Here is a 25,546-nt window from a genome sequence, read left to right on the forward strand (position 1 = left end):
GGCAATCAACGGTGCGCCGTAAAATCAGCACAACCAAAATAAGTGACAAAGCGCCTCAGCACGACCCTTCGTCGGAATAAACAACAATCTCAATCGCAATACATTCGCGATCGCAAAACACCTTTACGCCCACAGCATAGGCGCCAAAGAGAAAAACCAAGACACCTGCCACCGCCCTTATGGCCTGACCCTCAAAAAGGCTACAGCCTTATGACAAAACGATCATTCACAGCCACCCGTGCATTGGTTAGAAATCACCCTAGGTCATCACTGCAACGGTGATGGCAAGGAGGCTCGCGACGCCGGCAGCGAACTCCGTAGGCAGACCATTTCTGCCTGACCTTGCGACAAGGTCTAAGGGACATAACAGTCAACATTGAGGGCTTCACCCTATGAAAAGACTTAAGCGTGATCCGTTAGAAAGAGCTTTTTTGCGCGGTTATCAATATGGCATCAGTGGTAAATCCCGCGACCTCTGCCCCTTCACACTCCCCTCTGTGCGCCAAGCTTGGTTGAACGGCTGGCGCGAAGGCCGCGGGGATAACTGGGACGGCATGACAGGCACTGCCGGCATCCATCGACTTAACGAACTTCACGCTGTCGGCTAGCCCGGCAACTTACTGACCCACCCAACGCGCTCATTCGAGCGCCGGATGCAAACCAAGGGCTCCTTTCAAGGAGCCCTTTTTATGTACGAGGCCTGTGCGGCAGCGCCGCTATCGCATCAACAGCTTCGCGAATAAGCGCCGGGCCCTTGTATATAAAACCGGAATAAATCTGCACCAAGCTTGCACCTGCTGCAATTTTTTCGGCCGCATGCTTGCCTTCAGTGATGCCGCCCACGGCGATAATCGGTAGACGGCCTTTTAACTCACCCGCCAACACCTGAACAATATGCGTGCTCTTCTCACGCACGGGCGCACCAGAAAGCCCGCCCGCTTCGTCCGCACTCTCCAGCCCCTGCACACCGTCGCGATTGAGCGTGGTGTTGGTGGCAATCACCGCATCCATTCCGGCCTCAACTAGCGCATTGGCGAATTCGATGGTTTCCTCGTCGCTCATATCGGGAGCAATTTTGATCGCCAGCGGTACATGTTTGCCGTATTGAGCAGCAAGAGCTTCTTGGCGCTTACGCAGAGCTTCGAGCAGGCTCTTGAGCGAATCGCCGAACTGCAGGCTGCGCAGCCCTGGCGTATTTGGCGAGCTGACGTTAACCGTCACATAACTGGCGTGTTGATAGACCTTGTCCAGGCACAGCAGGTAATCGTCCACCGCGTTCTCAACCGGGGTGTCGAAGTTCTTACCAATATTGATACCCAGCACGCCCTTGTATTTAGCGGCCTGCACGCGACTCATCAGGTGATCAACGCCGTGATTGTTGAAGCCCATACGATTAATGATCGCCTCGGCCTGAGGCAAACGAAACAAACGCGGTTTAGGGTTGCCCGGCTGCGGGCGTGGCGTCACGGTGCCGATTTCAACGAAGCCGAAGCCCAGCTGGGCAAAGCCATCAATGGCGTCGCCATTCTTATCTAAGCCTGCAGCCAGACCGACCGGGTTAGGAAAATCCAGCCCCATCACCTTGACCGGCAGGACGGCCGGGCGCTTGGTCATTAAGCCATTTAGCCCCAGACGACCACCAGCACCGATCAGGTCGATGGACAGCTCGTGGGACGCTTCGGGGGAGAGTTTAAACAGCAGCTCGCGGGCCAGGGTATACATGGGCAGGCTTAGCTCGATAAAGTTACAAAGACTGCGATTATAGCCGGCTGAGAGTCTGATAGGCGAGGCGCGCGGCGGTATCAACCGATACGGCGCAGGCTGAGCAACTCACCCGCAATACTGAACTCAAGTTCGAAGGATCCGTAAACACCGTCATGGGTGAGAAACGGCCGAAAATGGTGAGCCGGTACACTGACACTCCGCCCATCGCGACTTTGCACTAATATCCGGTTGGCGCGCCCCTGATAGACGGCACGCAAGCGCTCGGCTGATAACGCAATATCAAACACCAGACTGGGCATGGAGGCACCTTTGCAACTGACTGCGGCAATCTTGCCATACCCCGTGCAAGTGACCGGTAAAAAATGGCCGGGTGCCCCTTTTACCGGCGTATGCGATAACCCGCAAAGCGCCCAGCCATGGCTGCCAAGCCATAAAGAACCTGTCAAAACGGCCGACAAAGCCAGTGCAGCAGCCAACGAGCTCTGCCAAACTGTAATGAGTCTACTAGGAGTTTTACCCGGCCATGAGTCTGCCTGAGCAGCCCTCCACCATAAGCTCACGCCTGGGTGCTTTGGCACAACGGCTGGGCCTTGTCGGCCGTGGACAACGGCAGATCCTTGAGCGCGCCAGCCAGCTAAAACTGCCATTCAACGCACTGCCGCAGCTGCGTGAAAGTATCGGCTGGCAAGATGGACCTCAGCTGCACCGTCTTATAGACCTGCCGCGCAGCTCGCTCTCAGGCCCTGTGCAGGAAGACAAAGCGCAGGCACACGCCATGTTAGTGCGCGTCATTGAAACGCAAAAACAGCAACTGACATCATTCGACCTGCGCATGATTGAGGGGTTATCCGCCTGCAATCCTCAACAGGATAGCCACGCGAGCTTCGAAACCTTCGCCGCCAGTGGGGCGTGCCGACAAGTGCGCATCATCAGTTACAAGGATTTCGTCAAAATAATCAGTACGGCGCTGCCGCGTTTTCTCGCGGGCGAACGCATCGGTTTGCGACAAGCCAGCTGGCGGGGTGATCGCGTATTTTGGGCGGGCGAGCATCACAGCGAAGCTTTTGCCTGCGCCATTGCCTATGCCCGTCGACGCGAGCTGGAAGTCAACCTACCGGCCGAACTCAGCTATTACCGTTTAAGCGAGCAAGGCCTGGCTGACCTGCAGCAGCATTACCACGTATTGGGCATGCCCAATGCGGCATGGAGCGACTCGGCCTTTATGGCGCTGCTGCTGGATAAGGGCCTGCCCTATGCGCGCCTTTCCCTGCTGGGCGGCCCAGGCGCTGCGGAGTTTCTGCTATTACCCAAGCACTCACCCGAGGCCAACGCATTGGGTGAGGGATTGCGCCTGGCGGGGGCGCCGGATGTAGTCGGGTATCTGCGGCAACTTAAAAACAATGCGTGATCACCCATTACTACAGTTCGCTTAAAAATGTAGGGTCCGCCCATACATGGGGGGACCCTACGTCACTTCAGTTGAAGCAAGATTAAGCCGCCAAAGCTCCGTTACCCAGCATGTTGTCGATGATGTCTGCAGTCGACAACATGCCTCCTCCTGATAGATCGACGCCCTGCAAAGTGATCGACTGATCTGCCCCCGAACTCACCAAATCGCCAGTGCTCGACACCTCAATCAATGTATCGCCACCGGCAAAACTCATCTCGATATAAGCCCCCAAGAGATTAGTTGAATTCGCTGTGCCACTAAAATCGAGCAGCTCGGAAAGATCCAGCACGTCCACGTTGCCGGAGGTTTGGCCGAAGCCAATGACCTGATCATGCCCCGTATCACCAGAGCGCCAAATATACGTGTCATTGCCAGCACCGCCAGTCAGCGTGTCATCGCCCAAACCGCCGATCAGAAAATCATCACCGCCGTTGCCAATCAGCGTGTCGCCGCCTGCACCGCCAAACAATAGGTTGGCACTGTTATTACCGATCAGCGTGTCGTTAAACCCTGAGCCGATCAAATTCTCGATGCTGCTGAGCGTGTCAGTGCCGGCACCGCCAGTATTCTGCCCAGTGGTGAGGCCCAAGTTGACGGTTACAGCAGAGGTCGCATCAATATAACTGGCCGTATCGATGCCAGCCCCGCCACTTAAAGTGTCGTTGCCAGCCCCACCCACCAAAATATCGTTGCCATTGCCGCCACTCAGGGTATCGGCACCACCCAGACCGATCAGAATATCGTCGCCATCACCGCCATTGAGGGTGTCATTGCTGCCATCACGGCCAAGCAAGATTTCATTGCGGAAGGTGCCTGTCAGTGTGCTGGAATTGGCACTGCGCACAACATCAACAACCCCAGTATCGGAAACAGTACTGCCATTTATTGATGCACCGTAGGTGAAACTTCCACCGTCGGCGGCGCCACCACTTTCCTCGGTAAATGTAACCGTGGTGCCTGATAAAGCCGCACCGCCATCCACAGCCCCCGTCACACTCAGCACCAACAACAATCCACTGCTTGATCCGCTATCGTTGGCAAGCAAGGCCCAGGTCGGGATATTGATGACATCATTAATACCATCCTGGGCAATCACATTGGTCAACACCAGATCATCACGAATGACCATTGGGGCAGACCCTGGGTTGATATTAATGTTAAGGCTCGCCAAGGCAGTGGCATCGGCATCGTTATCAATTAGGGTAAAGCCAATGCTCAGAGCAATCGCCGTAGTAATAGTGCTTGGCGGGGTGTAGGTGTAGCCGCCTGTAAGCATGTTCACGGTGATATCAGAGCCAGAGCCCATAAGCACCTTCAGCGAAGTTGCGGTCAGGCTGCCGTTATTGGCGCCTCCCGAAGCAACGAACGTATTGGAGGATTTGGAGTAGGTGTAAGTCGTGCCATTGACCAGCAATGTATGGACAAAGCCACCATCACTCCCAAAATCACCTCCCGTCGTCAGGTTGCCATTGATCGGAGAAGCCTGGGCTGTAGCCACCAAGGTTGCAGTGAGGTCATTGAAATCATTAACCACTATTGCGTTGGTGTTGCTGCCGCCGTTGGTGCCATTGTAGGCAATCGGGTTAAGTGCGCTGGCATCCACTCCAGAGCCCATACCCAGGGCGTAGGCCCGAATATTGTTCGCGGTAAGGAAGTTAATCCACGCCTGCTCTTCGGATACCCCACCATTCGAATAAGGCGCCGGCCAACCCGCTGCCGAACCTGCCGCACTGGAAATCCCACCATCACCACTGGGTGCATTGGGGTAACCATCCGAGAGGAAGTAGGCGACATTCTGCACATTGCCGGTGGTGATTTTTCCGCTTTCAGCAAACGAATTGATCGTATCGATCAACGCAGCATCGTAGTTGGTTGTGCCACTGGCGGAGGCCGCCAGAATTGCAGTTTTAGCCGCAGACAATGTCAGCCAGCTGCTGGCGCTCGAAGCGCCTGAAGAAAAGGTCGTGAAACTTACCTTCACATCACCCAGCGCATCGTATTGTTCCAGAAGCTCCAGCAAGGCATTTTTGGCGACCTGCATGCGGTCCATGCCGCCCACGCCAGATGAGCTACCCATGCTCCCGGACACATCTAATACGATGATCAGGTTGGTGTTGAGATTGGTTTCTGCTTGCCCGTTCTGCACTTGGCTAACAGCGCTTGGTGCATCGTCCAAGAAGCTGATGGCATGCCCGAGGTCAATCGAGCTTGTAGCCTGATCGCCATCCTTGTCAGTGATTGTGGTGTTGAGTTTGATCAAGTTGCCTGCCGCCAGGCTAGCCTCCTGATTCGGCCCACTATTAGGCGCATGAATGATCGAGCGTTGTTGATCCAAAGTAACGGTGCCATTGCCAGCATTCACGCCAACGGTGAAGGCAATATCCCCTGCCGCACTCCCCACCCGACCGACCACATTACCTGCCTCTATAAACAGCAGAATGTTGCTACCGGTGAGCGAATCATCCAGGCCGCTGTCCGCACCTGCCGCACTAACATTAAGGCTGTAGACGATGTTGCCAGCGTCATCGGCGCCGAAGCTGGATGTAAATGCCCCAGCAAAATTGATGCTGGCGTTGCCGGACAGATTGCTTTCATCAACCTGCAGGCTATCAGCCGCCACTGCATTGGAGCTAATGCTGGGACCATCATCTCTGAAGCTGATAGCGCTACCGAGATTGACCGAAGCTGTGGCCGTATCGCCATCCTTGTCGGTAATAGTGGCGCTCAGTTGCACCAGGTTGGCAGCGGCCAAACTGGACTCCTGATCTGCACCACTGTTCGGGGCATGGATAATCGCCCGCTGTTGGTCGAGGGTGACCTGGCCGCTTGTATTCACGGAAACAGTAAAGGACACCGCGCCGGCCGCATTGCCTAAGCGTCCAACCACCACCCCAGCCTCGTTAAACAGCAGGATATTACTACCAGTGGCGGAGTCATCCAGGCCACTGTCCACACCTACAGCGCTGACATTCAAGCTGTAGGTGGTGGCGCCAGCGCCATCGGTACCGTAGTTGCCGCTGAATAAACTCGCAAAGCTGGTGGTGGCATTGGTAATCAGGACAGTCTCGTCAACTTGCAGGCTGTCGTTACCGGCCGCTGCAGTAGCGCTGATGCTGGGCGCGTCATCCCGGAAGCTGATGGCGTCGCCCAGGTTAATGGTCGCACTGTTGCTATCACCATCTCGGTCCGTGATGGTCGCCGTCAGTTGCACAACGTTGGCAGACGCCAGGCTGGTTTCCTGATTTGGCCCGCTGTTAGGCGTATGCATGATTGCGCGCTGCTGATCCAGGGTGACCACGCCACTGGCATTAACCGAGACGGTAAATGACACGGCACCGGCCGCGCTACCCACGCGCCCGACCACGTTGCTGCCTTCAAGGAACAACAGAATATTGCTACCAGTGGCAGAGTCATCCAAACCACTGTCTACACCTGCAGCGCTGACATTTAGACCATATGTAGTGGTGCCTGCACCGTCTGCACCGTAGCTGGAAGTGAACGCTGCAGCGAAGCTGACGCTGGCATTGGTGGCTAAGTTGGTTTCATCCACTTGAAGCGAGTCTGCAACCACCACGCCAGCACTGATACTAGGGCCATCGTCCCTGAAACTGATGACATCCCCCAGGTTCAAGGTGGTACTGCTGGAGTCACCGTCGTTATCGACGATGGTAGCGCTCAGCTGCACCAGATTGGCACTGGCCAAGCTGGACTCCTGATCCGCCGTGGTATTAGGTGTATGAGCGATGGCCCGCTGTTGATCCAACGTCACCACGCCACTGGCATTCACGGACACAGTGAAGGACACCGCACCGCCGGTACTGCCAACACGACCAACCACATTGCCACTTTCCAGATACAGCACGATATTGCTGCCGGTCGCTACATCGTCCAAACCGCTGTCAACGCCATTGGCGCTGACTTGCAGGCTGTAGGTAGTGGTACCGGGCCCATCAGCACCGTAGTGACCACTGAAGGACGCAGCAAAGCTAACGCTGGTATTAATCGACAGATTGGTTTCGTCTACCTGCAACGAATCGGCAACGGGCGAGCCGGCAGTGATAGTCGGCACATCATTCTCGATATACACCAAAAAATCGCCCAGCAGAGCAACCGGGTCGACGCCGTTGCTGGCCAGCAGAATGCTGGCAAAGTTCATCACCAGCAGTTCGTTGTCATCGCTACCTGTCGCGGGATGATCCAGTGGACCACTGAGGGTAAAGGTGTAGTCGCCGTCAGTTTGCACCTGCAGGGTGAAGATGGTCGGGCCTGAGGCGCCTGCTTTGGCGATAAGTGTATTACCAACCACGCTGTAGACCAGACCAACGCCAGCAGAGCTAGCCGTTGGCAGGCCAGCAGTAATATTCGTGAGACTAAACTGAACACCCGCTGACGAACCCACAACCAGTTCGCCAACATTGCCGGTCGCAACCGTAGTAATTCCATCGTTATCGGTAATGCCGCCAGGTAACTCATCCTCGTCGACCATGGCGATGACAGGGCTGGTGTCTTCCACATACACCGTCAAATTGGCGCTGGATGGATCGCCATCCTTGTCGACGATGGTGTAGGTGAAGGTCTCGGTTTTATCACCGACGACATTTGAGGGCGCCTGATAGGTCCACGCCCCAGTGCTGAAGTTGAAGCTCAGTTTGCCGCCTTCCGTGGTGGTGATATTGCTCAACTGGCTGCCGTTAATATTCGGTCCGGAACTGGGATCGATAGTGCCCGCGCCATCCCACACATAGGTGATGCCATTGATAGCGATGGACTGGATATAGCCCGGGCCATCGGCGCCAAAGCCATCGTCATCAGCGCTGCCAGCAGCGCCATCACTGCCAAGCAGCACATTACCGCTGACCAGAGCGCCAATCTGGCCCAACAGGGTGTCGATCAGCCCATTGAAAGTAGAGACCAGAATAGGCGCACCGACGCCATCCAGATCCACATCCTGCAAGCGAGCAGTATTAATGCCATTGCCTACACCGATGGCGGTGACGCTCACACCCACAGAGCCATTAACGAAGGCATTCCAAGCTGTAGCCGTTGCATTATTCAGCGAGTTGCCGCCCGAGCTTGTCTGCTCGTTGGGGTTACCGTCACTGATAAAGAACACTTGGTTGCTTGCCCCAACTACCGGGGTGTATACCCCCATCGTTTCCTGAATCGCTGCCGTAAAGTCAGTTTGCCCATTGAACGGACGGCTGCCACCTTCGGTTGGGTTAAGACTGCCGATCAGAGTCGAGAAGGCGGCATAGTCGCTAACCGCAACATAGGAGGTCGCCGTACCAGAGAAGGCAACCAGCTTGATACTCACATCGCCCGTGGTGCCATTGAACAATGCCTGCCCCGCAGCACGAACGGCCTGCAGCATGGTATTCAGTTCGGTATTGTCGATACTGCCACTGAAGTCCAACACAAAGGCCACATTGAAGTCATTGCCTTGCGAGGCTTGTACTGTGGCAACGTCGTCCTGAGCTTGCGGAGTGTCATCGTCAACATTGATCGATAAGGTGCCAGTGGCGCTGTCTCCATCTTTATCGATCACCTGATAGCTCAGGGTAAAGGCTTGGTTGTTCTCCTGATCAGCCGTGGCATGTTGGATAGGCGCGTTTTGGGCAACGGTGTAAGCACCGCTTGACTGATTCAACGTCACAGTCAGGACAGTGGTAGCTCCCTGCTTGACCAGCAGTGAGCTTCCCGAAGTTTGGTAGCTGAAACCGGCCGGAGCCCCGGTGTTCAGCCATTGCAGGCTACCCGCACCATCAGCCCCAAAGTTGTAGCCCAAGGTGCCACTGGCATTCGCAGAGTCGACATCATCAGTGCCGCCAGGACCTCCGGCTATCCCACCAGCCAGGGCATCGTCGTCCAGTTGCACCAAGGCATTCGGCAGCACACTTGGGCCGTCATCTTTGAAACTGATGACTGTACCGATATCAAGGCTGGCGCTGGCCTGATCACCATCCCCATCGGTCACCAAGGCATTCAGGCTGATATGCCCCGCGCCAAGAAACTTGGCTTCGTCTGGATCGCCAGTTGGGTGAACGATGGAGCGAATCTGATCGAGAGTAACAGTGCCTGCTGCATCGACGCTCAGGGTAAATACCAATTGGTTTGTGCTAGAGGTGCGGCCTTCAATAACCCCCGCATTGAAGCTGAGGATCACCGCCTGGTTAGTTTCTGTATCCACCAAGCCTGAGTTGGCGTTTTGCACATTCAGGTCGTAGGTCACACCCTGCGTAACTGCCAGACCATCAGCACCTGGCTGCACATTGAACACACCGCTGAAGTTAGCCATGGCATCAATATGGAAAGTCGATTCATCGACCTGCAGTGCTGAACCCCAGGTGATATTGGTGCTGACATCGTTGTAGTCGTAATCCGAGGTGGATGTTTTGTCTTCCCAGTTCTGATTACCCGCATTGCCGGTGTCCTGCAAATGCGAGCCACCAGGATTTAGGATGGAATTACTGAACAGCACATTGGCACCGTCAGCGCCCACTAGCGGCACACCACCCAACTGCGCCTGCCACTGGCCGGCGACAAACTCAAAGGTCACAACCGAACCATTAGCCAGGCCTGCATTGGCTCCGCCATTAGGGATGATAAAGAAGCCGGTATTGGCTGGGTCTAGGCCACTGAGATCAGCCACATCACCAACGGACTGGGCATGCACATCAGCCCAGATCACTTTACCGTCTACTGGTGAACCATCTGGCGCCTTGTTGTAATAGCCATAAGCGTTGCTAAAACCGGCATCGGTTCCCTGGAAAGTCACGAAGGAAGTCACGCCAATATTTCCGACCTGGATGGTCGGAGTGTCATCATCAATCGTTACGACCAATGACCCCGTGGCCGAATCGCCATCACCGTCAGTCACCGTGTAGCCGATGTTCAGGGTGATATCGTCTTCAGTACCACTTAGCGGGTGCATCAGTGGTTGCAGCAAATTGATGGTGTAGGCGCCGCTGGCAGGGTCAGTGAGTTGAACCGTGACCAACGCTCCTCGAACACTGCTGATAGTCAACGTATTGCTGGCCGAATCCCAACTGGAAGAAACATCCTCACTGCCCAATGCCGCAGGCCCACTAAGCGCAACAGATTTGAGACCGTCTGCCCCGGCATCAAATGCCAAGTTACCACTGGTACTAGTAGCTGCACCGAGGACATCACCTATTCCACCATTGATACCGCCGGCAAGGCCTTCGTCGTCGAGAACAACTGCTGCGCTAACCTGACCTGCAATGGGACCATCATCCTCAAAACTAAATGCACCCGCCGCGCCCAAGTCAATCGAGACGCTGTCGCTGTCGCCATCACCGTCAGTCACAGTCTGAGTCAGCAGCAGCGCACCGTCGGCAAGCGTCAGCACTTCGCTGTCATCCGCATCGGACGGGTCGGCATGCCAGAGGTTGTCCAGCAGGTCCAGCGTCACTGCACCGCTGACCGGGTCGATGGTCAGGGTGAAATACGCAACACCACCAGCGCTGCCGGTAACGATGTTATCCAGCTGATTGAGCACAATCTGCTCGCCTTTACCCAGTGGCGCATCAGGGTTTACCGCATACAAACCACTCGGTATATCAACTCCATTTAGGGCGAGACTAAACACAGTGCCGGCATCACCGGCCGCTGCACCGTCAGCACCAAATACGCTGCCGAACTGCGCTTGCACCACTGCCGCGCTCAGCACCGCAGAACCATTCCCGTCGGTAGCTGCACCGCCCAAGCTCGGCAGGCTTTCATCCACAGTTGCGATACCCAGCCCTTCTGACTGTTCGCTGAGCTGTGCAATGGGACCATCATCCTCAAAACTAAATGCACCCGCCGCGCCCAAGTCAATCGAGACGCTGTCGCTGTCGCCATCACCGTCAGTCACAGTCTGAGTCAGCAGCAGCGCACCGTCGGCAAGCGTCAGCACTTCGCTGTCATCCGCATCGGACGGGTCGGCATGCCAGAGGTTGTCCAGCAGGTCCAGCGTCACTGCACCGCTGACCGGGTCGATGGTCAGGGTGAAATACGCAACACCACCAGCGCTGCCGGTAACGATGTTATCCAGCTGATTGAGCACAATCTGCTCGCCTTTACCCAGTGGCGCATCAGGGTTTACCGCATACAAACCACTCGGTATATCAACTCCATTTAGGGCGAGACTAAACACAGTGCCGGCATCACCGGCCGCTGCACCGTCAGCACCAAATACGCTGCCGAACTGCGCTTGCACCACTGCCGCGCTCAGCACCGCAGAACCATTCCCGTCGGTAGCTGCACCGCCCAAGCTCGGCAGGCTTTCATCCACAGTTGCGATACCCAGCCCTTCTGACTGTTCGCTGAGCTGTGCCAGCGGGCCGTCATCGTTCACAAGAACATCAATAAAAACAGTAGGCGAGACGTCACCATCAAGATCGAACACCCGCACAGGGAACGTTTCACCGACCTGATCATCAGCCCCAGTCGCATTCAAGTCAGTGTGATTAAGCGTGTTACTGGTGAGGGTGTAGGTCCAGTTACCGGCGGCATCTACGCTGAGTGTTCCGTATTGCCCCTGCACGACTCCTCCACCGGTTACATCAATCCAGTTGCCGTTAACATCCTGAACTTCGAGCGCAGACACGCCGTCTGGCGAGTTAATGATGATGCTGCCACTGGCTTGCTCAGAATTACTGACAGAATTGGTTCCGTTGGCCAGCCCTTCCTCATCCACTAGCGCAGGACCAGCAATCAGCTCAGCACTTTCGTCTTGATATTCAATGTCGATTTCTGGAGTGAAGTCCGGGGCGTCCGGCGCCTGATCAGCTTGCACCGGCTCAGGATTAGGAAATTCCGGCCCAATGCTCAATCCTTTGGTAGGAAAGCCAATGACAGGATCGAGCGCACCCGCCGTTTCACCCAACAAGACAAAGGAGTGCCCGCCTCCTGCAGCACCTGGTGCTCCGCCAGCGCCAGGACCGGCTGCAGTTGCCTCACCAGCAAGAGTCGGGTCAACGCCTGCTTCAATCGCGGCTTGCAGCCGTTCAACATCAGTCAGTTCGCTGTCACTGGGCACGTCTGCTGGCACTTGTGCAGCAGATGCTGACGGGCTGGAAGTACCTGCGAGCATTTGCTCGTTGAGGCTCAGGGTACTTTCGCGCCCTAAGGTAAGTTGCTGGCCATTAATCATGGCAACTGAAAGGGCACCAGCAAGCCCGGTAATCATTTGCTCCCCTGCAAAAACCCGATCGCCTTCACTAAGCGGCCGACGCGTTCCGTCGCCAGCTACTGCATAGACTTCGCCGATAACTTGGCTGACGACACCAATCAAAGTAGCCATGACTCCATCCTCACTACATCTGCCGGCCACTGCCGACACGTATGCCTGAAAAGGTCTAAACACCCCTTGAGGAGAGAACAAAAGCACTGACTGGATACAGCGACATCATCTTAAAAAATAAAACGACAATAAAATGTCATCCTAAAAGCGTCGCTTATCGAACCAGAATAAATCTCTGCCCAAAATTGCGCTTGATCCTTTGTTTAAGCCATCTACGCCCCTAAAAGGCAGTAAAAACATGATTTCTGCTCCTAGACAATGGTCCGACCTACTCAGACTGCATAATATTTTTTCCTTATAAACCATGTAGCGCTTTCGTCTTAGCCAGGCCGAAAAGTGTTCTTAACTCTTAACTTGCATGAGGAGAGCGGCACCATAAAAATAAAAGCCATTTTTTTGGCGATATAATCTTGAAGCTTAAAGGAGATGCATCAGATGCGCGCAATCAACCCGCTATGGAGCAGTATCGTGCTGGCGGCGGTATGTACCCAGGCACAAGCGATCACCTTATCGGAGGCAATCCAGAGCACATTGGATAGCCACCCAGAAGTGCATGCAGGGGCCAACAGCCGTCTTTCATCGGATGAAGAAGTGAAAATTGCCAAAGGCGGCTACTTGCCAACCGTCGACTTACTGATGGGTTACGGCCGCGAAAATACCGACAGCCCTAGCACCCGAGTGCTGGGTAACCACAACACTGAAACGCTGAACTACGGCACCTCCGAGCTGCGTTTACGGCAGATGCTCTTTGATGGTTTCAACACGCCCAATGAAGTTGCACGCACACAAGCAGTGGTCAATTCTAGGGCCTATCGCCTGCTGGGCACCTCTGAAAGCCTGGCCCTGCGTACCACTGAGATATACCTCGACTTGTTGCTACGCCGTGAAATGGTCGAGCTGGCGCGCAACAACCTGCAGGCTCACCAAAGGATTAATGATCAGATTGGCATGCGTAATCAGCAGGGAGTCGGTAGTACCGCTGACCTTGACCAATCTGAGGCGCGCTTAGCGCTAGCAGAGAACAACCTGTACACCGAGCAGGTCAACCTCGCCGATGCCGAAGCGAATTTTTTCAGTGCCGTTGGCCGCATACCCGACCAGCTGGTGTCACCTGCCTCACTGAAAGGCACATTACCGGCCAACCTCATCGAGGCACGGCAAGCGGTGATGGACAACAACCCCTTCCTCAAATCCGCACAGTCGGATGTGCACGCGGCCGAAAAACAATACGAGGTGGCTAAATCGACGTTTTATCCGCGCGTGGACTTTGAACTGGCGACCAATGCCGACAACAACACCCAAGGCGATCAGGGCCACAACAATGGCTGGCGGGCCGCGGTTGTGATGAATTACAACCTGTTCAACGGCATGCGCGATAAGGCGCGTCTGCAATCGAGTGCCCATCAAATTAATGAATCGATGGACATCCGCAACAACGCCCTGCGCGTACTTAACGAAAACCTTTCGCTGGCTTGGAACGCCATGGAGAACGCTCGACTGCAAACGCCCAAAGCACGTGATTATGCGGATTACACCATGCGAGTTCGCGAAGCGTACCAACAACAATTCGGCTTAGGCCAGCGCACATTGCTCGACCTGCTGGACAGTGAAAATGAATTATTCACCGCTAACCGGCGCTACAGCGAAGTGCGCTTTAGTGAAGAGTTCTCCATGTACCGAGTGACCGCTGCAATGGGCGATTTATTACGCCAGCAGCAGGTGGTGGTGCCTGCAGAAGCAGTGGCTCTTAGCGATGTAAAGAGCGAGGCGCGCTTGCCCGAAATGAAGTAGAACCGGCATAAGGAGTAGTCCATCTTGACCAGCATGGAGCGGCCGGGACCATCCAGCGATCCGCGTCTTAATCACGATGATCCGCTGCTAGATGGCTTGTTGATACTGTGCAAACTCCACGACTGTTCAGCCAGCCGTGGCAGCTTAAGCGCTGGCCTGCCGCTACCCGAGCAGCGCCTGACCGCCGAGTTGCTGCCCCGCGCCGCAGCGCGGGCAGGGTTGCAGGGGCGTTTGCTTGAACGTGATTTGGCCAGTATTTCAACCCTTAACTTGCCTGTGCTGCTGCTGTTGAAAAACGGTCGCAGCGCTGTTTTGCGCCAATGGGGGCCAGACAACCAGGCGCAAATACTGCCTTGCGAAGCCAACGGCGGTGAACAATGGGTGAGTCGTGAACAATTGGCCGACGAGTACAGCGGCCAAGCCTTTTTTGCCCGCCCACGGCACGAGTTAGAAGAAGCCCGCTCGCCACTGGTGCCGCGCATAGAGGCCTGGTTTCGCGATACCTTGAAGCTGTCGCGCTGGCTGTACACGGACGCCATCCTGGCCAGCCTGCTGATCAACCTACTCGGTTTGATGGTGCCGCTGTTTGTGATGCAAACCTATGACCGCGTAGTCCCCAACCAAGCTACTTCGACACTCTGGGTACTGGCCATTGGTTTATTTATCGGCATGGGCTTTGAGTTGCTGTTGAAGATCTTGCGTGCGCACCTGCTCGACACTGCGGGCAAGAAAACCGACGTCGTTCTTTCAGCCACGCTGTTTGAGCGCATCACTGGCATGTCGATGAAAGCCCGCCCGGCCACTATCGGTGGCTTCGCCCAGAGCATTCATGATTTTCAGGGGCTGCGTGAATTCCTCACAGCCGTCACCCTTACTAGCTTGATTGACCTACCCTTCTCATTTTTGATGATCACGGTTATCTGGTTGATCGGCGGTTGGCTGGTTGTCATCCCTTTGCTCGCGTTCCCGATCACCGCACTCTTTGCTTTTATTATTCAGGCTCGGCTTCGCGATACCGTTGAAAAGAGCCTGCAACTGGCTTCACAACGCCAAGCGCTGTTAATTGAAACCCTCGGCGGGCTAGAAACTTTAAAGGCCTGTGGCGCGGAGAGCGAGCGCCAGCATCAGTGGGAAAAAACCCATGGCGCCCTCACCCGCTTGGATATCCATGCTCGCTCATTGGCGGCAATCGCCACCAATGGCACGTTGTTTTTGCAGCAGTTTGCTGGCATGGCCACCATCATCGCGGGCGTCTACATCATCATCGCCGGTCAACTCAGCGTTGGCGCCTTGGTGGCGTGCTACATGTTGGGCAGCCGCATACTTGCGCCACTTGGCCAGATTGCGGCGTTGATCACTCGCTATCAACAAGCACGCTTGACCATGACCAGTACCGACGCATTGATGGCGCTGCCGCAGGAACGTCAGGCCAAGCAACGTCCACTTGACCGCACGCAACTGCATGGCGCGCTGGATGTACGCGACGTGACCTTCAGTTATCCGGGGCAAAGTAACCCAGCATTAGCTGGAGTAAACCTGCGCCTATCAGCAGGTGAGCGCGTCGGTATCATCGGCCGCAGTGGCTCAGGTAAAAGCACCTTGGCGCGCTTGGTCATGGCGTTTTACAGCCCTGACAAGGGGCAGATCCTGCTCGACAATCTCGACCTGCGTCAGCTTGATGTAGCGGATTTGCGCCATCAAATCGGCTATGTCGCCCATGACCTGCCATTGCTCGCCGGCAGCCTGCGCGACAACCTGACCCTGGGCGCACGCTATGTCAGCGATGCTCGCATGCTTGAGGTGGCTGAACTGACCGGAGTGGTCGATTTGGCGCGGCAACATCCGCAAGGTTTCGACCGTCCCGTAGGTGAGCGCGGCCAACTACTTTCCGGCGGCCAACGCCAAGCAGTGTTGATGGCGCGCGCACTGTTGCTTGATCCTCCGATTCTACTGCTGGATGAGCCCACTAGCGCAATGGATAACACCAGCGAGGAAATCCTGCGCAACCGTCTGCAAACTTGGACGCAAAACAAAACCCTGCTTCTCATCACGCACCGCGCCTCCATGCTCAGCCTGGTTGATCGCCTGGTGGTATTGGACAACGGCCACATTGTTGCTGACGGCCCTAAAGATGCGGTGATTGAAGCGCTGCGCAAAGGTCGAGTTGGCCCCGCAGCGGTATAGGAATGCTCATGCCTATTAGCCAATCAATTCGCAACTATTTCGCCAGCATGCGCCAGCGCAAGCAAGACACCGAGTTTATGCCGGAGGTCGACGGTGCCATTCTCGAAGACTCGCCGTGGTTCACCCGCATCACTGTTTGGGTGGCCAGCGCATGCTTAATCACAGCACTGGTTTGGGCTAATTTTGCCGTATTAGAGGAAGTCACGACGGGTGAAGGCAAAGCTATTCCTTCGAGCAAAATTCAGGTTATCCAAAACTTGGAAGGTGGCATCGTCAGCGAGATATTTGTCCGCGAGGGCCAGATTGTCGAGGTAGGCGCAGTGCTCCTCCGCTTAGATGACACACGCTTTCTCTCCAATCGCGGTGAAGCTGAGGCCGATCGCTTGGCGCTGGTTGCGCGAGTGGAACGCCTGAGCGCCGAAGCTGAGGGTCGTCCGTTAAGCATGCCAACGGATATCCTGCGCCTGGCTCCGCAGTTAGCTGAAGATGAGATGGCGCTTTATCAGTCTCGGCAGAATCGCCTAGAAAGTGAGCAGCGCACCTTGGGCGAGCAACTGCGGCAAAAGACCCAAGAGCTGGCCGAATTTAGCGCTAAGTCCCAGCAATATCGCGCAAGCATGGGCCTGCTGCAGCAGGAGCTGAATATGTCACAACCGCTGGTTGCCGCGGGTGCAATCTCCCAAGTAGAAATTCTTCGCCTACGCCGCAGTCTGGTGGAGATACGTGGCTCGCTGAACGCCACCAACCTGGCAATCCCCAGAGCCGAGTCCGCGGTAGATGAAATCAAGAGCAAGGTGGAAGAGTCAGAATTGAGCTTTCGCTCAGATGCCTTTAAAGAGCTCAATGAGATCCGTACCGAACTGAAGAAAATCACCGCCAGCAGCGTGGCTATTGAGGATCGCGTTAGCCGCACGACCGTGGTGTCACCCGTACGCGGGATTATCAATCAACTCAAGGTCAATACCATTGGCGGCGTGGTCCAACCGGGCAGCGACATGCTGGAAATTGTCCCGCTGGATGACAGCCTGCTGATCGAAGCAAAGGTGCGGCCACAAGATGTCGCCTTTCTTCATCCGGGGCAGAAGGCCATGGTCAAATTCACCGCGTATGACTTCACCATCTACGGTGGCCTCAAGGCCAACCTTGAACTGATAAGCGCGGATACCATTACCGACAAAGAAGGCAACAGTTTCTACCTGATCCAGGTGCGCACGGATAAAAGCCATCTGGGTAGCGTGGAACATCCGCTGCTACTTATGCCCGGCATGGTTGCCACGGTGGATATTATTACCGGCGAGAAAAGCGTTCTCGACTACCTACTCAAACCAGTCCTCAAGGCACGCTCAGAAGCCATGCGCGAACGCTGAAACACGTTGTTAGGCATCAGCATCTTCAGCTTAAAACATCTGACTGGCCATGATTACGCTGGTAAGTGTGTTCGCCCATTGCCTCAATTTGCCCATCAATAAGCGCCTCGAACGGCGCCAGCAAGGCATCGAAGCGCTTGGGAGTTTCCAGCTCATTGAGCGCTGTAACAATCGCTTCCAGCGTTGAGAGCGCACCCGGCATGGGGGCTTTGCGTAAGCGATAGCGCGACTGGAGCCCCATCGCGAGCGTCACGCGCGGTAAGTTCGCCAGTAACGGGTTCAGGTGCAAAAGCTTGCGCGCTTTTCGCCAAGTGCCGTCTGGCACAACTAACAGCAAGGGTGCGTCGCTGCACTGCTCAACGAATGGCACCAAGGCTTGCGCCTGCTCGCCAGGAAAAAGCAGGCAGGCGTGATACCCAGGCGGCTGTAATAACGCCGGCAGTGAGTCAAACACCTCACCCACCAGCAACTGGGCGTTACTCAAGCCAAGTGCTGCTAAGCGCGCGGTATTCAGTGCATGTTTGACTTCACTCGGATGCTGCAAAATCAACACCCGCGTGCGGCTTGGCAAGCTTGGGATAAGGGCGCACAGGCAACGCGCAGCAGGACGAGCACAACGTGAGCAATGCGGGCGTGGCATGGGTGTCTCCTTGGCCGCGCAGTGTGCCATAACCCATAAAAAAACGGCTGACCTCACAAGTGAGCTGAGCCGATCACTGCGCAGTTAAGCCTGCACTCAGCGGTTGAAACGCTCCGCTAGGCTGTGCAGATAATCTGCCATGTCTTCCAGCTCTTGACCGATCTGCGCGCCTTGGTGGGCCTGCTCAGCACTGCGGTCAGACAGCTGGGCAATTTGGGTGATCTGCCGGCTGATGTCCTCCGCTACATGGCTCTGCTCTTCGGATGCCGAGGCCATTTGCTGGCTCATCCCGGTAATCCGGCTGACTGCTTCGCTGATGCCCTGCAACGCGGTACGCACCGACTCCACACTCTCGACACTCTCTTTAGAAATTGCTTCCCCCTTGCCCGCCGTTACCACCGCACGCTCAGCGCCTGCACGCAGTGAGGAAATAATCTGATGGATCTGCTCAGTCGATTCCCGCGTACGCGAAGCCAGTGAGCGCACCTCATCGGCTACCACGGCAAAGCCTCGGCCTTGCTCACCGGCGCGGGCGGCTTCGATGGCGGCGTTGAGTGCCAGCAAGTTGGTCTGCTCGGCAATCGAGGTAATCACATCCGCTACGCTACCGATTGATTGGGTGGAATTGGCCAGGTCATTTACAGCTTGGCCAATGTCCACCACCGCTTTGGCCATGTGGTGCATGGAATCCAGACTACCGCTGGCCAGCTGCAAACCCTGCTTGGCTAAGCGATCAGCCTCCTCCGCGGCATGCGAGGTGTCCTGCACGTTATGTGTAACTTCCTGAATAGTCGCAGCCATTTCGTTGATAGCCGTCGCTGACTGATCCGTTTCACTGCGTTGCTGATCGAGCATTTGCGCACTGGAGCGTGACAGATCGGCAGAACGCGCCGCATGCTTCTTAACGTTACTGCCCGCATCCTCAATGCGCGTCAGCGCGGTCTGTAAGCGCGCCTCTTCGCTGATCATCGCCATGTCCAGCAACGCCTGGGCGCCGCGATTGTCGGTATAGGTCAGGGCGACTAAGGCACTGGTAAACGCCTTGGGATGCTCGGCAAGGGTGTTGCGAATCAGGCTGCGTCTTGCAGCAAGCTGATAGGAGCCGAGCACAAATAACGTGATCAGCGTCAAGACCCATTGCCAAGGGTCGCTGAGCAATAACTCGGCGGCCAGCACAACTAAACCGGCCAAAATCAGCGGCCATGACTGGACAATATCCAGCGTCCAGCTTTCTAGCCTGGCGACTGGTGGCTTACCTTCGCGTAAACGCGCATAGAGCTTTTCCGCCCGGCTTTTCTGCGCTTCATTAGGTAAAGAGCGTACCGACTCATAACTCATAACCGCACACGCGCTCATTCTCATAAATCGGCGTTACATAGGCGTTTACCCAGTAGTAATCGCCGTTTTTTGAGCGGTTTTTGATGATCCCCATCCAAGGCTTGCCCTGCTTGATGGTTTCCCACATGTGGCTAAAAACGGCAGGCGGCATATCCGGGTGGCGAACCAAATTATGTGGCTGGCCGATCAGTTCCTCACGCGAAAAACCACTGATTTCGACAAAAGCATCATTGCAGTAGGTAATAACGCTATTGATATCAGTGGTGGAGATCAGACGATCTTTCTCCGGGAAGGTTTTTTCCCGCTGAGTAACTGGGAGGTTGTTGCGCATGTGGGTTATCCCTGCCTGGTTTTGTGTGACCGTATGTGTGCTATCAAGCATAGCAGTGGACGGGGACAGGGCTTGGTTACTTGCATTGCTGCAGCAAATGCCGCAACCGGCCGTGCATTACGCAAAGTCGGCCAGAACAAAAAACAGGGACTAAAGGTGCGTGCAAGTGCTTATCAGCGCATGGCTAAACCGGCTGCGCGGGGCACGCAGCCTGTTCAGCTAAGCGTCTGCGTCCAATCAACGACGCCGGCGACCTGCTGGCTGGGGTGCTGGCTTGTCGTTGCGGATAGGGATGGGTTGCAGTGTTGGCGGCTCACGCAGGCCGAGTGCAACCAGTAGGTCATGCAGAGCATTCTGTAATTTGGCATTCATAAAAAGTAGCCTCCAACCCATATCATTGAACAGATGCTTAACCATCTGGCTTTATCTTAGCCTAGGCGGGTCGAACTAGCGCCCGCTTCATCGTTACAGACTAAAACAGTACACGAAGCCCGGCATACAGCGTGCGCCCCGGCCCTGGCTCAAAATAACGATCTCTAACGGCGTTGATCCGCAAGTTGTCGAAATATTCACGGCCCAGCAGGTTATCGATACCCAAATAGGGTTCCAAGCTTTGCTCGCCGAACTGCACGCGCTTGCCCATACGCAAGTTGAGCAACGCATAGCCTGGGGCTGACTGGGTATTGGCATCATTGGCGTACACCCGCGCCTGAGCCGTAACCCCCACGCGCACGTAACCGCCTTGGTGCTCATAGGCCAATTCGCTGAATAGGCTATGCCGCGGGATACCTGGGGTTTGCCTGCCTGAAAAATCGTCACTTTGGGTTTGATACTGCGTATACCGGTAGCGGTTAGCGGCATACGCCATGGACCAACGCCAGGCGTCGGTCACCTGCCAGCCCAGGCTCAACTCCAGACCATCGCGGCGCGACTGCCCAGCATTGCGATAGAAGCTTCGTCCGGGTTGCGCATCCAAACTGAATGCTACCAGTTCTTCCTCCAAATCAATCTGGTAAAGCGCTGCGGCATACCGCAGTGCGGGCCATTCACCTTTGATACCCAGCTCACGACTGAAGGCTTCGGCAGGTTGCAACGCTGCATTAAATCCGCCCCCTTGAGGGTCAGCCAGCTCACTGATGGTTGGCGTCTCGAATGAAGTCGCCACACGCGTATAGACCGACTGCTGTGGCGTCAGGCGATAACTTAGGCCAGCGCTGTAGTTCCAATTTTCCAGGTTACGCGAGCCTGAATCATCGCGACTGTCAGCCAGATAAAGGTCATTCACGGCCAGTCGTACGTGGTCATAGCGCAGACCCAGGGTGGCCTGCCATCGCTCACTGAGGTCGATTTGGTCTTCGACAAACAACCCCTGGCTGAGCGCTGACTCATCCTGCTGCTGACGTGACGGGCCACGCTCACCGGTTAGGTTGTCATACCGACGCCGATCATCGCGCTGCGCCTCCAAGTCAAAACCGCTGGTGATTTTATGGAGTAAGCCGGCTAACTCACGGTGGTGGCTGTATTGCCCGCCAATGCCGACAAAATAACGATCAAAGGTTGTCTGTCCACTCGTTTCAAAGCCCAATCGATTACCGAACTTGCGATGACCAACATAGCTGCGCAACTGGTACTGATCGGCCCCTGTGGCGTAACCATCCCAGACCAACGCCAAACGTTGCTGACGAATATACTCATCGGCGTCGAAAGATAAATTCGGCGCAGCAGCCTGGCGACGATCGTCGTCAACTTGGGCCGCTGTCAAACCGCCAGGATCTTCCGCGCGGTTATCGATGGCATTAAAACTCAAACGTAAACGGCCTGTCGGCGCATACCAACCCAGCTTGCCCGTCACGCTGTTGGTCTGCGCTCGGCTGTGCTCGCGATAGCCGTCGAGGGTGGTGCTGTTAAAGGCCAGTAGCCCGCCGAAATCACCCTCACTGCCGCCCATCTCAACGCGTGTGCGCTGGTAACCCAGGCTTGCTGTGCTGACATCCAGTTGCATTGAGGGCAAAGCCGGTGGCTCGCGGGTTTCGATCGCCAGCACACCGCCGGCAGCATTGCCATACAGCACCGAGGCCGGCCCACGTAAGACCTCCATGCGCTCGACCAAACCAAGATCAAGCCCGTCGAGTTCAGTTTGCCCATCAGGCATGGTTAAAGGCACACCATCAACCAGCACGCGAATGCCCCGCACACCGAAATTACCCCGCGCGCCGAACCCACGAATCGAGGGCCGCAAGCCTTGAGCCACGTTGTAACGGTTGAGGCTGAACACCCCTGGCACGCGAGCTAGCAAAGCATCAAGGGCGAGATTTTGTTCACCCGGCGCACTGCCCGCTTCAACCACTGTCACCGCAGCCGGTGTGCTCAACCAGCGCACGTTACTGCGTGGGCTAGTGATCAAGAGCGGAGCCAGCTCAACAGCAGTTTCTTCAGCCTCGGCCGCCAGTAATGTGCGGTTATCTGCGAGTAACCATAGGCAGGCGGACGCGACAGCGAAGGATAGGCGCATGCGGCTTAATACTCCCTGTCGGCTTGGTCTTTACGCCGATAGGGGAACACATCGATTACCTTGCCGGCGCGAATAGCGTCTTGCAGGCTTTTCCAGTAGTCGGCGTCATACAGCTCGCCATGCAGCTCATTGAATAATGAGCGCTGCTGCTTATCCGCAAACAGAAACGGCGGAAATTCCTCAGGGAATACATCCAGCGGCGCCACCGAATACCAAGGCTCGGAAGACATTTCATCCTCGGGATAGCGCGCCTGAGGAATGCGGCGGAAGTTGGCTTCGGTGAGGAAGCAAATTTCGTCATAGTCGTAGAACACCACACGACCGTGTCGGGTCACGCCGAAATTCTTCAGCAGCATGTCACCTGGGAAGATATTCGCTGCTGCCAATTGCTTAATGGCCAAGCCATAGTCGTCGAGCGCGTCACGCACCTGAGCTTCACTGGCGCTCTCCACATACAGGTTCAGCGGCGTCATGCGCCGCTCAGTCCAGCAGTGACGGACCAGCACGGTGTCGCCATTAACTTCAACAGTGGACGGCGCGACCTCCAGCAACTCGGCCAAACATTGCGGATCAAATTTGCTTAACGGGAAGCGGAAGTCAGCAAATTCCTGGGTATCCGCCATGCGTCCGACCCGGTCGACTGTTTTCACCAAGCGGTACTTCTCAATCACCGTATTGCGGTCAACGTTTTTAGACGGCGAGAAGCGGTCTTTGATGATTTTGAAAACAGTATTGAATCCCGGCAGGGTGAACACGCTCATGACCATACCGCGCACACCAGGTGCCATTACAAACTGGTCATTGGTGGTGGCTAGGTGGTTGATCAACGAGCGGTAGAACTCTGATTTACCGTGCTTGTAGAATCCGATTGAGGTGTACAGCTCGGCGATGTGTTTGCCCGGCAGAATGCGCCTGAGGAAGCCAACAAATTCCGCCGGGTAACCGACTCGCACCATGAAGTAGGAACGGGTAAAGGAGAAGATGATCGACACTTCCGCTTCATCGGTAATCAGCGCATCAATCTGGATGCCCTGCCCTTCGCGGTGTAACAGCGGAATCACCAACGGCCATTGCTCATCAAGGGTGTAAATGCGCCCCACCAAATACGCGCCTTTGTTGCGATACAAACGTGAGGCAAACAACTCAATGCGCAGGGCCGGGTCTTTGCACACCCAATCGGGCAGGCTTTCGCGCAACTGTTTGAGCAAACGATCCAGATCACGCTGCAGGTTTTCATAGCCCACTTCGAAGCTAAAATCCTCAAAAATCTGCCGCAGGGCTTTTTCAACATCGCCTTTGGGCTCGTACAAACGGATTTGCGGTGTACGCGCATTAACCCGCAGCGCCGGGCGGGTGGTGTGGATAAACATGCAGCCATCATTGATTTGGTCATGGCTGAACAACCCGCAAAAAATCGAGTTAAACCACGTTTCTGCCAGTTCATCGTCGTCGCGTAGGTTAATCAAAGCAATATAGGCCGACTTAACCAGCGGCCACTGCTGCACATCCAGTAGTAGCTGAGCCTCATAGGCTTTGCGTAAGCGTTCGCTGACCGCATTCACGCTCGCTTCATACAGTGCAATACGCGCCGCTGATGCGTCCTGAATTTCCTGCCACTGCGCCTGTTCGAATCGCACGCGCGCGCCGTTGGTAATCTGCCGAAACTGCTCACGGTAATCATCGAAGCCTTCGAGGATAAGCGCGGCAATCGCGCTGGCTGGCCATTGCTGTGGCATAAACAAACCCCTTCGGATAACTGCAGTTAATCGGTTGAGCTTATCCAGTGACCGCCGCAAGTAAAAGCCAGCAATGCATGGATAGGCATTTATCTAAGCTCAAATCGTTACCCCGCATGTGCCATAACCTGTATTGCGAATTGCCTTGGCGCGCCAGCCCGGCAACACTGCTCAACCTTTTAAAGCCTGTGGAGGCCGCTGTGCGCCTTGCTGACCTGATGCGCCTATTGCTGCTTGCTGCTATTTGGGGCGCCAGCTTTTTGTTTATGCGCATCGTCGCGCCGGTGCTCGGCAGCATGCCGACTGCTTTTTTTCGTGCCAGCTTGGGCATGCTTGGGCTGCTGGCAATTCTGTTGCTGATGCGGGTGCGTTGGAACTTCAACGGCAAGCTCAAGCATTGTCTGATTCTTGGCGTCATCAATGCCGGATTGCCTTCTGCCATGTACTGCTTGGCCGCGCTGGTGCTACCAGCGGGTTACTCAGCCATCCTCAACGCAACGACGCCCATGATGGGCGTCTTGATCGGCATGCTGTTTTTTGCGGAGGCGCTGACCTTGAGCAAAGCGGCTGGCGTGGCTGTTGGCCTGTTTGGTGTGGGCGTGCTGACCCGTACCGGGCCGGTTGAGTTTGACTCAACCCTGCTACTCGGCGCCGCCGCCTGCTTGGTGGCGACCGCTTGCTATGGGTTTGCCGGCTTTCTCACCCGGCGCTGGATCGGCATGCAGGGCGGCTTGGATAACCGCTTAACCGCCTTTGCCAGCTTGTGCGGCGCCAGTCTTTTCCTGTTGCCGCTGTTTGGTGGTTCTCTATTTATACAACCGCCTGCCAGCTGGGGTGGTCTTGAGGTTTGGCTGTCGTTGGCTGGGCTAGGTTTTGTCTGTACAGCGTTTGCTTACGTCCTGTACTTCCGTTTGCTAAGCGATATCGGACCGATCAAAGCCAGCACCACGACCTTCCTGATTCCGCCCTTTGGTGTGCTGTGGGGCGCACTGTTATTGGATGAGCCTTTATCCTGGGCTTACCTGTATGGCGGCGTGCTAATCGCGATTGCCCTGTGGCTGGTGGTGCGACCCACTGCACACGCTAACGCTTGAGTGCAGTGCACTGCAGGAAGGTGTTGCTAATGGCCACCGAAAACAAAACACCCTGCGAGAATAAAACCCTC

13 protein-coding genes and 1 pseudogene are annotated in these 25,546 nt (G+C 55.7%); 6 read left to right on the plus strand and 8 right to left on the minus strand.

Annotation, left to right across the window (positions count from 1 at the left end):
- Positions 1 to 392 precede the first annotated feature (392 nt).
- Positions 393 to 608 carry a ribosome modulation factor gene (rmf, locus tag WF513_RS09905; RefSeq protein ID WP_339079216.1) on the plus strand — a complete coding sequence of 72 codons (216 nt, stop codon included), beginning with the start codon at positions 393 to 395 and terminating at the stop codon, positions 606 to 608.
- Positions 609 to 687: 79 nt separating this feature from the next.
- Here the strand turns inward: rmf and WF513_RS09910 are convergent, their stop codons facing one another.
- Together WF513_RS09910 and WF513_RS09915 are read right to left on the minus strand one after the other, a co-directional pair.
- Positions 688 to 1,722 (minus strand): quinone-dependent dihydroorotate dehydrogenase, encoded by a 1,035-nt coding sequence (locus tag WF513_RS09910; RefSeq protein WP_339079217.1) that lies wholly within the window; start codon positions 1,720 to 1,722, stop codon positions 688 to 690.
- A gap of 80 nt (positions 1,723 to 1,802) precedes the next feature.
- Positions 1,803 to 2,024, minus strand: coding sequence for a DUF2835 domain-containing protein (locus WF513_RS09915; protein WP_339079218.1), 222 nt, complete (start codon positions 2,022 to 2,024; stop codon positions 1,803 to 1,805).
- A 224-nt stretch (positions 2,025 to 2,248) separates the two neighbouring features.
- Here WF513_RS09915 and WF513_RS09920 point away from each other — a divergent pair, with 224 nt between their 5' ends.
- Entirely contained in the window at positions 2,249 to 3,133 is an 885-nt protein-coding gene (locus tag WF513_RS09920) for a DUF6685 family protein (RefSeq protein WP_339079219.1), read from the plus strand.
- An 82-nt stretch (positions 3,134 to 3,215) separates the two neighbouring features.
- On the opposite strand, the gene WF513_RS09925 is transcribed toward WF513_RS09920, so the two are convergent.
- A complete protein-coding gene (locus WF513_RS09925) occupies positions 3,216 to 12,482 on the minus strand; it encodes a retention module-containing protein (RefSeq protein WP_339079220.1) in 9,267 nt (3,088 codons plus the stop codon).
- A 435-nt stretch (positions 12,483 to 12,917) separates the two neighbouring features.
- Between WF513_RS09925 and WF513_RS09930 the strand changes: the two genes are divergently transcribed.
- From WF513_RS09930 to WF513_RS09940, 3 genes are read left to right on the plus strand one after another with little or no spacing between them, the layout of a single operon-like run.
- Positions 12,918 to 14,273: a TolC family outer membrane protein gene (locus WF513_RS09930; protein WP_339079221.1), complete on the plus strand. Its 1,356-nt coding sequence runs from the start codon at positions 12,918 to 12,920 to the stop codon at positions 14,271 to 14,273.
- 33 nt (positions 14,274 to 14,306) lie between these two features.
- Positions 14,307 to 16,457, plus strand: a complete 2,151-nt coding sequence (locus tag WF513_RS09935) for a type I secretion system permease/ATPase (protein WP_339083512.1) — start codon at positions 14,307 to 14,309, stop codon at positions 16,455 to 16,457.
- 8 nt (positions 16,458 to 16,465) lie between these two features.
- A complete protein-coding gene (locus WF513_RS09940; protein ID WP_339079222.1) occupies positions 16,466 to 17,824 on the plus strand; it encodes an HlyD family type I secretion periplasmic adaptor subunit in 1,359 nt (452 codons plus the stop codon).
- 25 nt (positions 17,825 to 17,849) lie between these two features.
- On the opposite strand, the gene WF513_RS09945 is transcribed toward WF513_RS09940, so the two are convergent.
- From WF513_RS09945 to aceK, 5 genes and pseudogenes are all read right to left on the minus strand, one after another.
- Entirely contained in the window at positions 17,850 to 18,464 is a 615-nt protein-coding gene (locus WF513_RS09945; RefSeq protein WP_339079223.1) for a DTW domain-containing protein, read from the minus strand.
- A gap of 96 nt (positions 18,465 to 18,560) precedes the next feature.
- A pseudogene (locus WF513_RS09950) lies at positions 18,561 to 20,133 on the minus strand (PAS domain-containing methyl-accepting chemotaxis protein).
- A gap of 237 nt (positions 20,134 to 20,370) precedes the next feature.
- Entirely contained in the window at positions 20,371 to 20,505 is a 135-nt protein-coding gene (locus WF513_RS09955; RefSeq protein WP_339079224.1) for a PA1414 family protein, read from the minus strand.
- Between the two features lie 100 nt (positions 20,506 to 20,605).
- Positions 20,606 to 22,645: a TonB-dependent receptor gene (locus WF513_RS09960; RefSeq protein WP_339079225.1), complete on the minus strand. Its 2,040-nt coding sequence runs from the start codon at positions 22,643 to 22,645 to the stop codon at positions 20,606 to 20,608.
- A gap of 5 nt (positions 22,646 to 22,650) precedes the next feature.
- Positions 22,651 to 24,381: a bifunctional isocitrate dehydrogenase kinase/phosphatase gene (gene aceK / locus WF513_RS09965; protein WP_339079226.1), complete on the minus strand. Its 1,731-nt coding sequence runs from the start codon at positions 24,379 to 24,381 to the stop codon at positions 22,651 to 22,653.
- 200 nt (positions 24,382 to 24,581) lie between these two features.
- On the opposite strand from aceK, the gene WF513_RS09970 reads away from it, so the two are divergent.
- On the plus strand, positions 24,582 to 25,475 hold the full coding sequence (locus WF513_RS09970; RefSeq protein ID WP_339079227.1) for a DMT family transporter: 894 nt from the start codon (positions 24,582 to 24,584) through the stop codon (positions 25,473 to 25,475).
- Positions 25,476 to 25,546 lie beyond the last annotated feature (71 nt).

Origin of the sequence: Pseudomonas sp. TMP9, assembly GCF_037943105.1 — a bacterium.
GTDB lineage: Bacteria > Pseudomonadota > Gammaproteobacteria > Pseudomonadales > Pseudomonadaceae > Aquipseudomonas.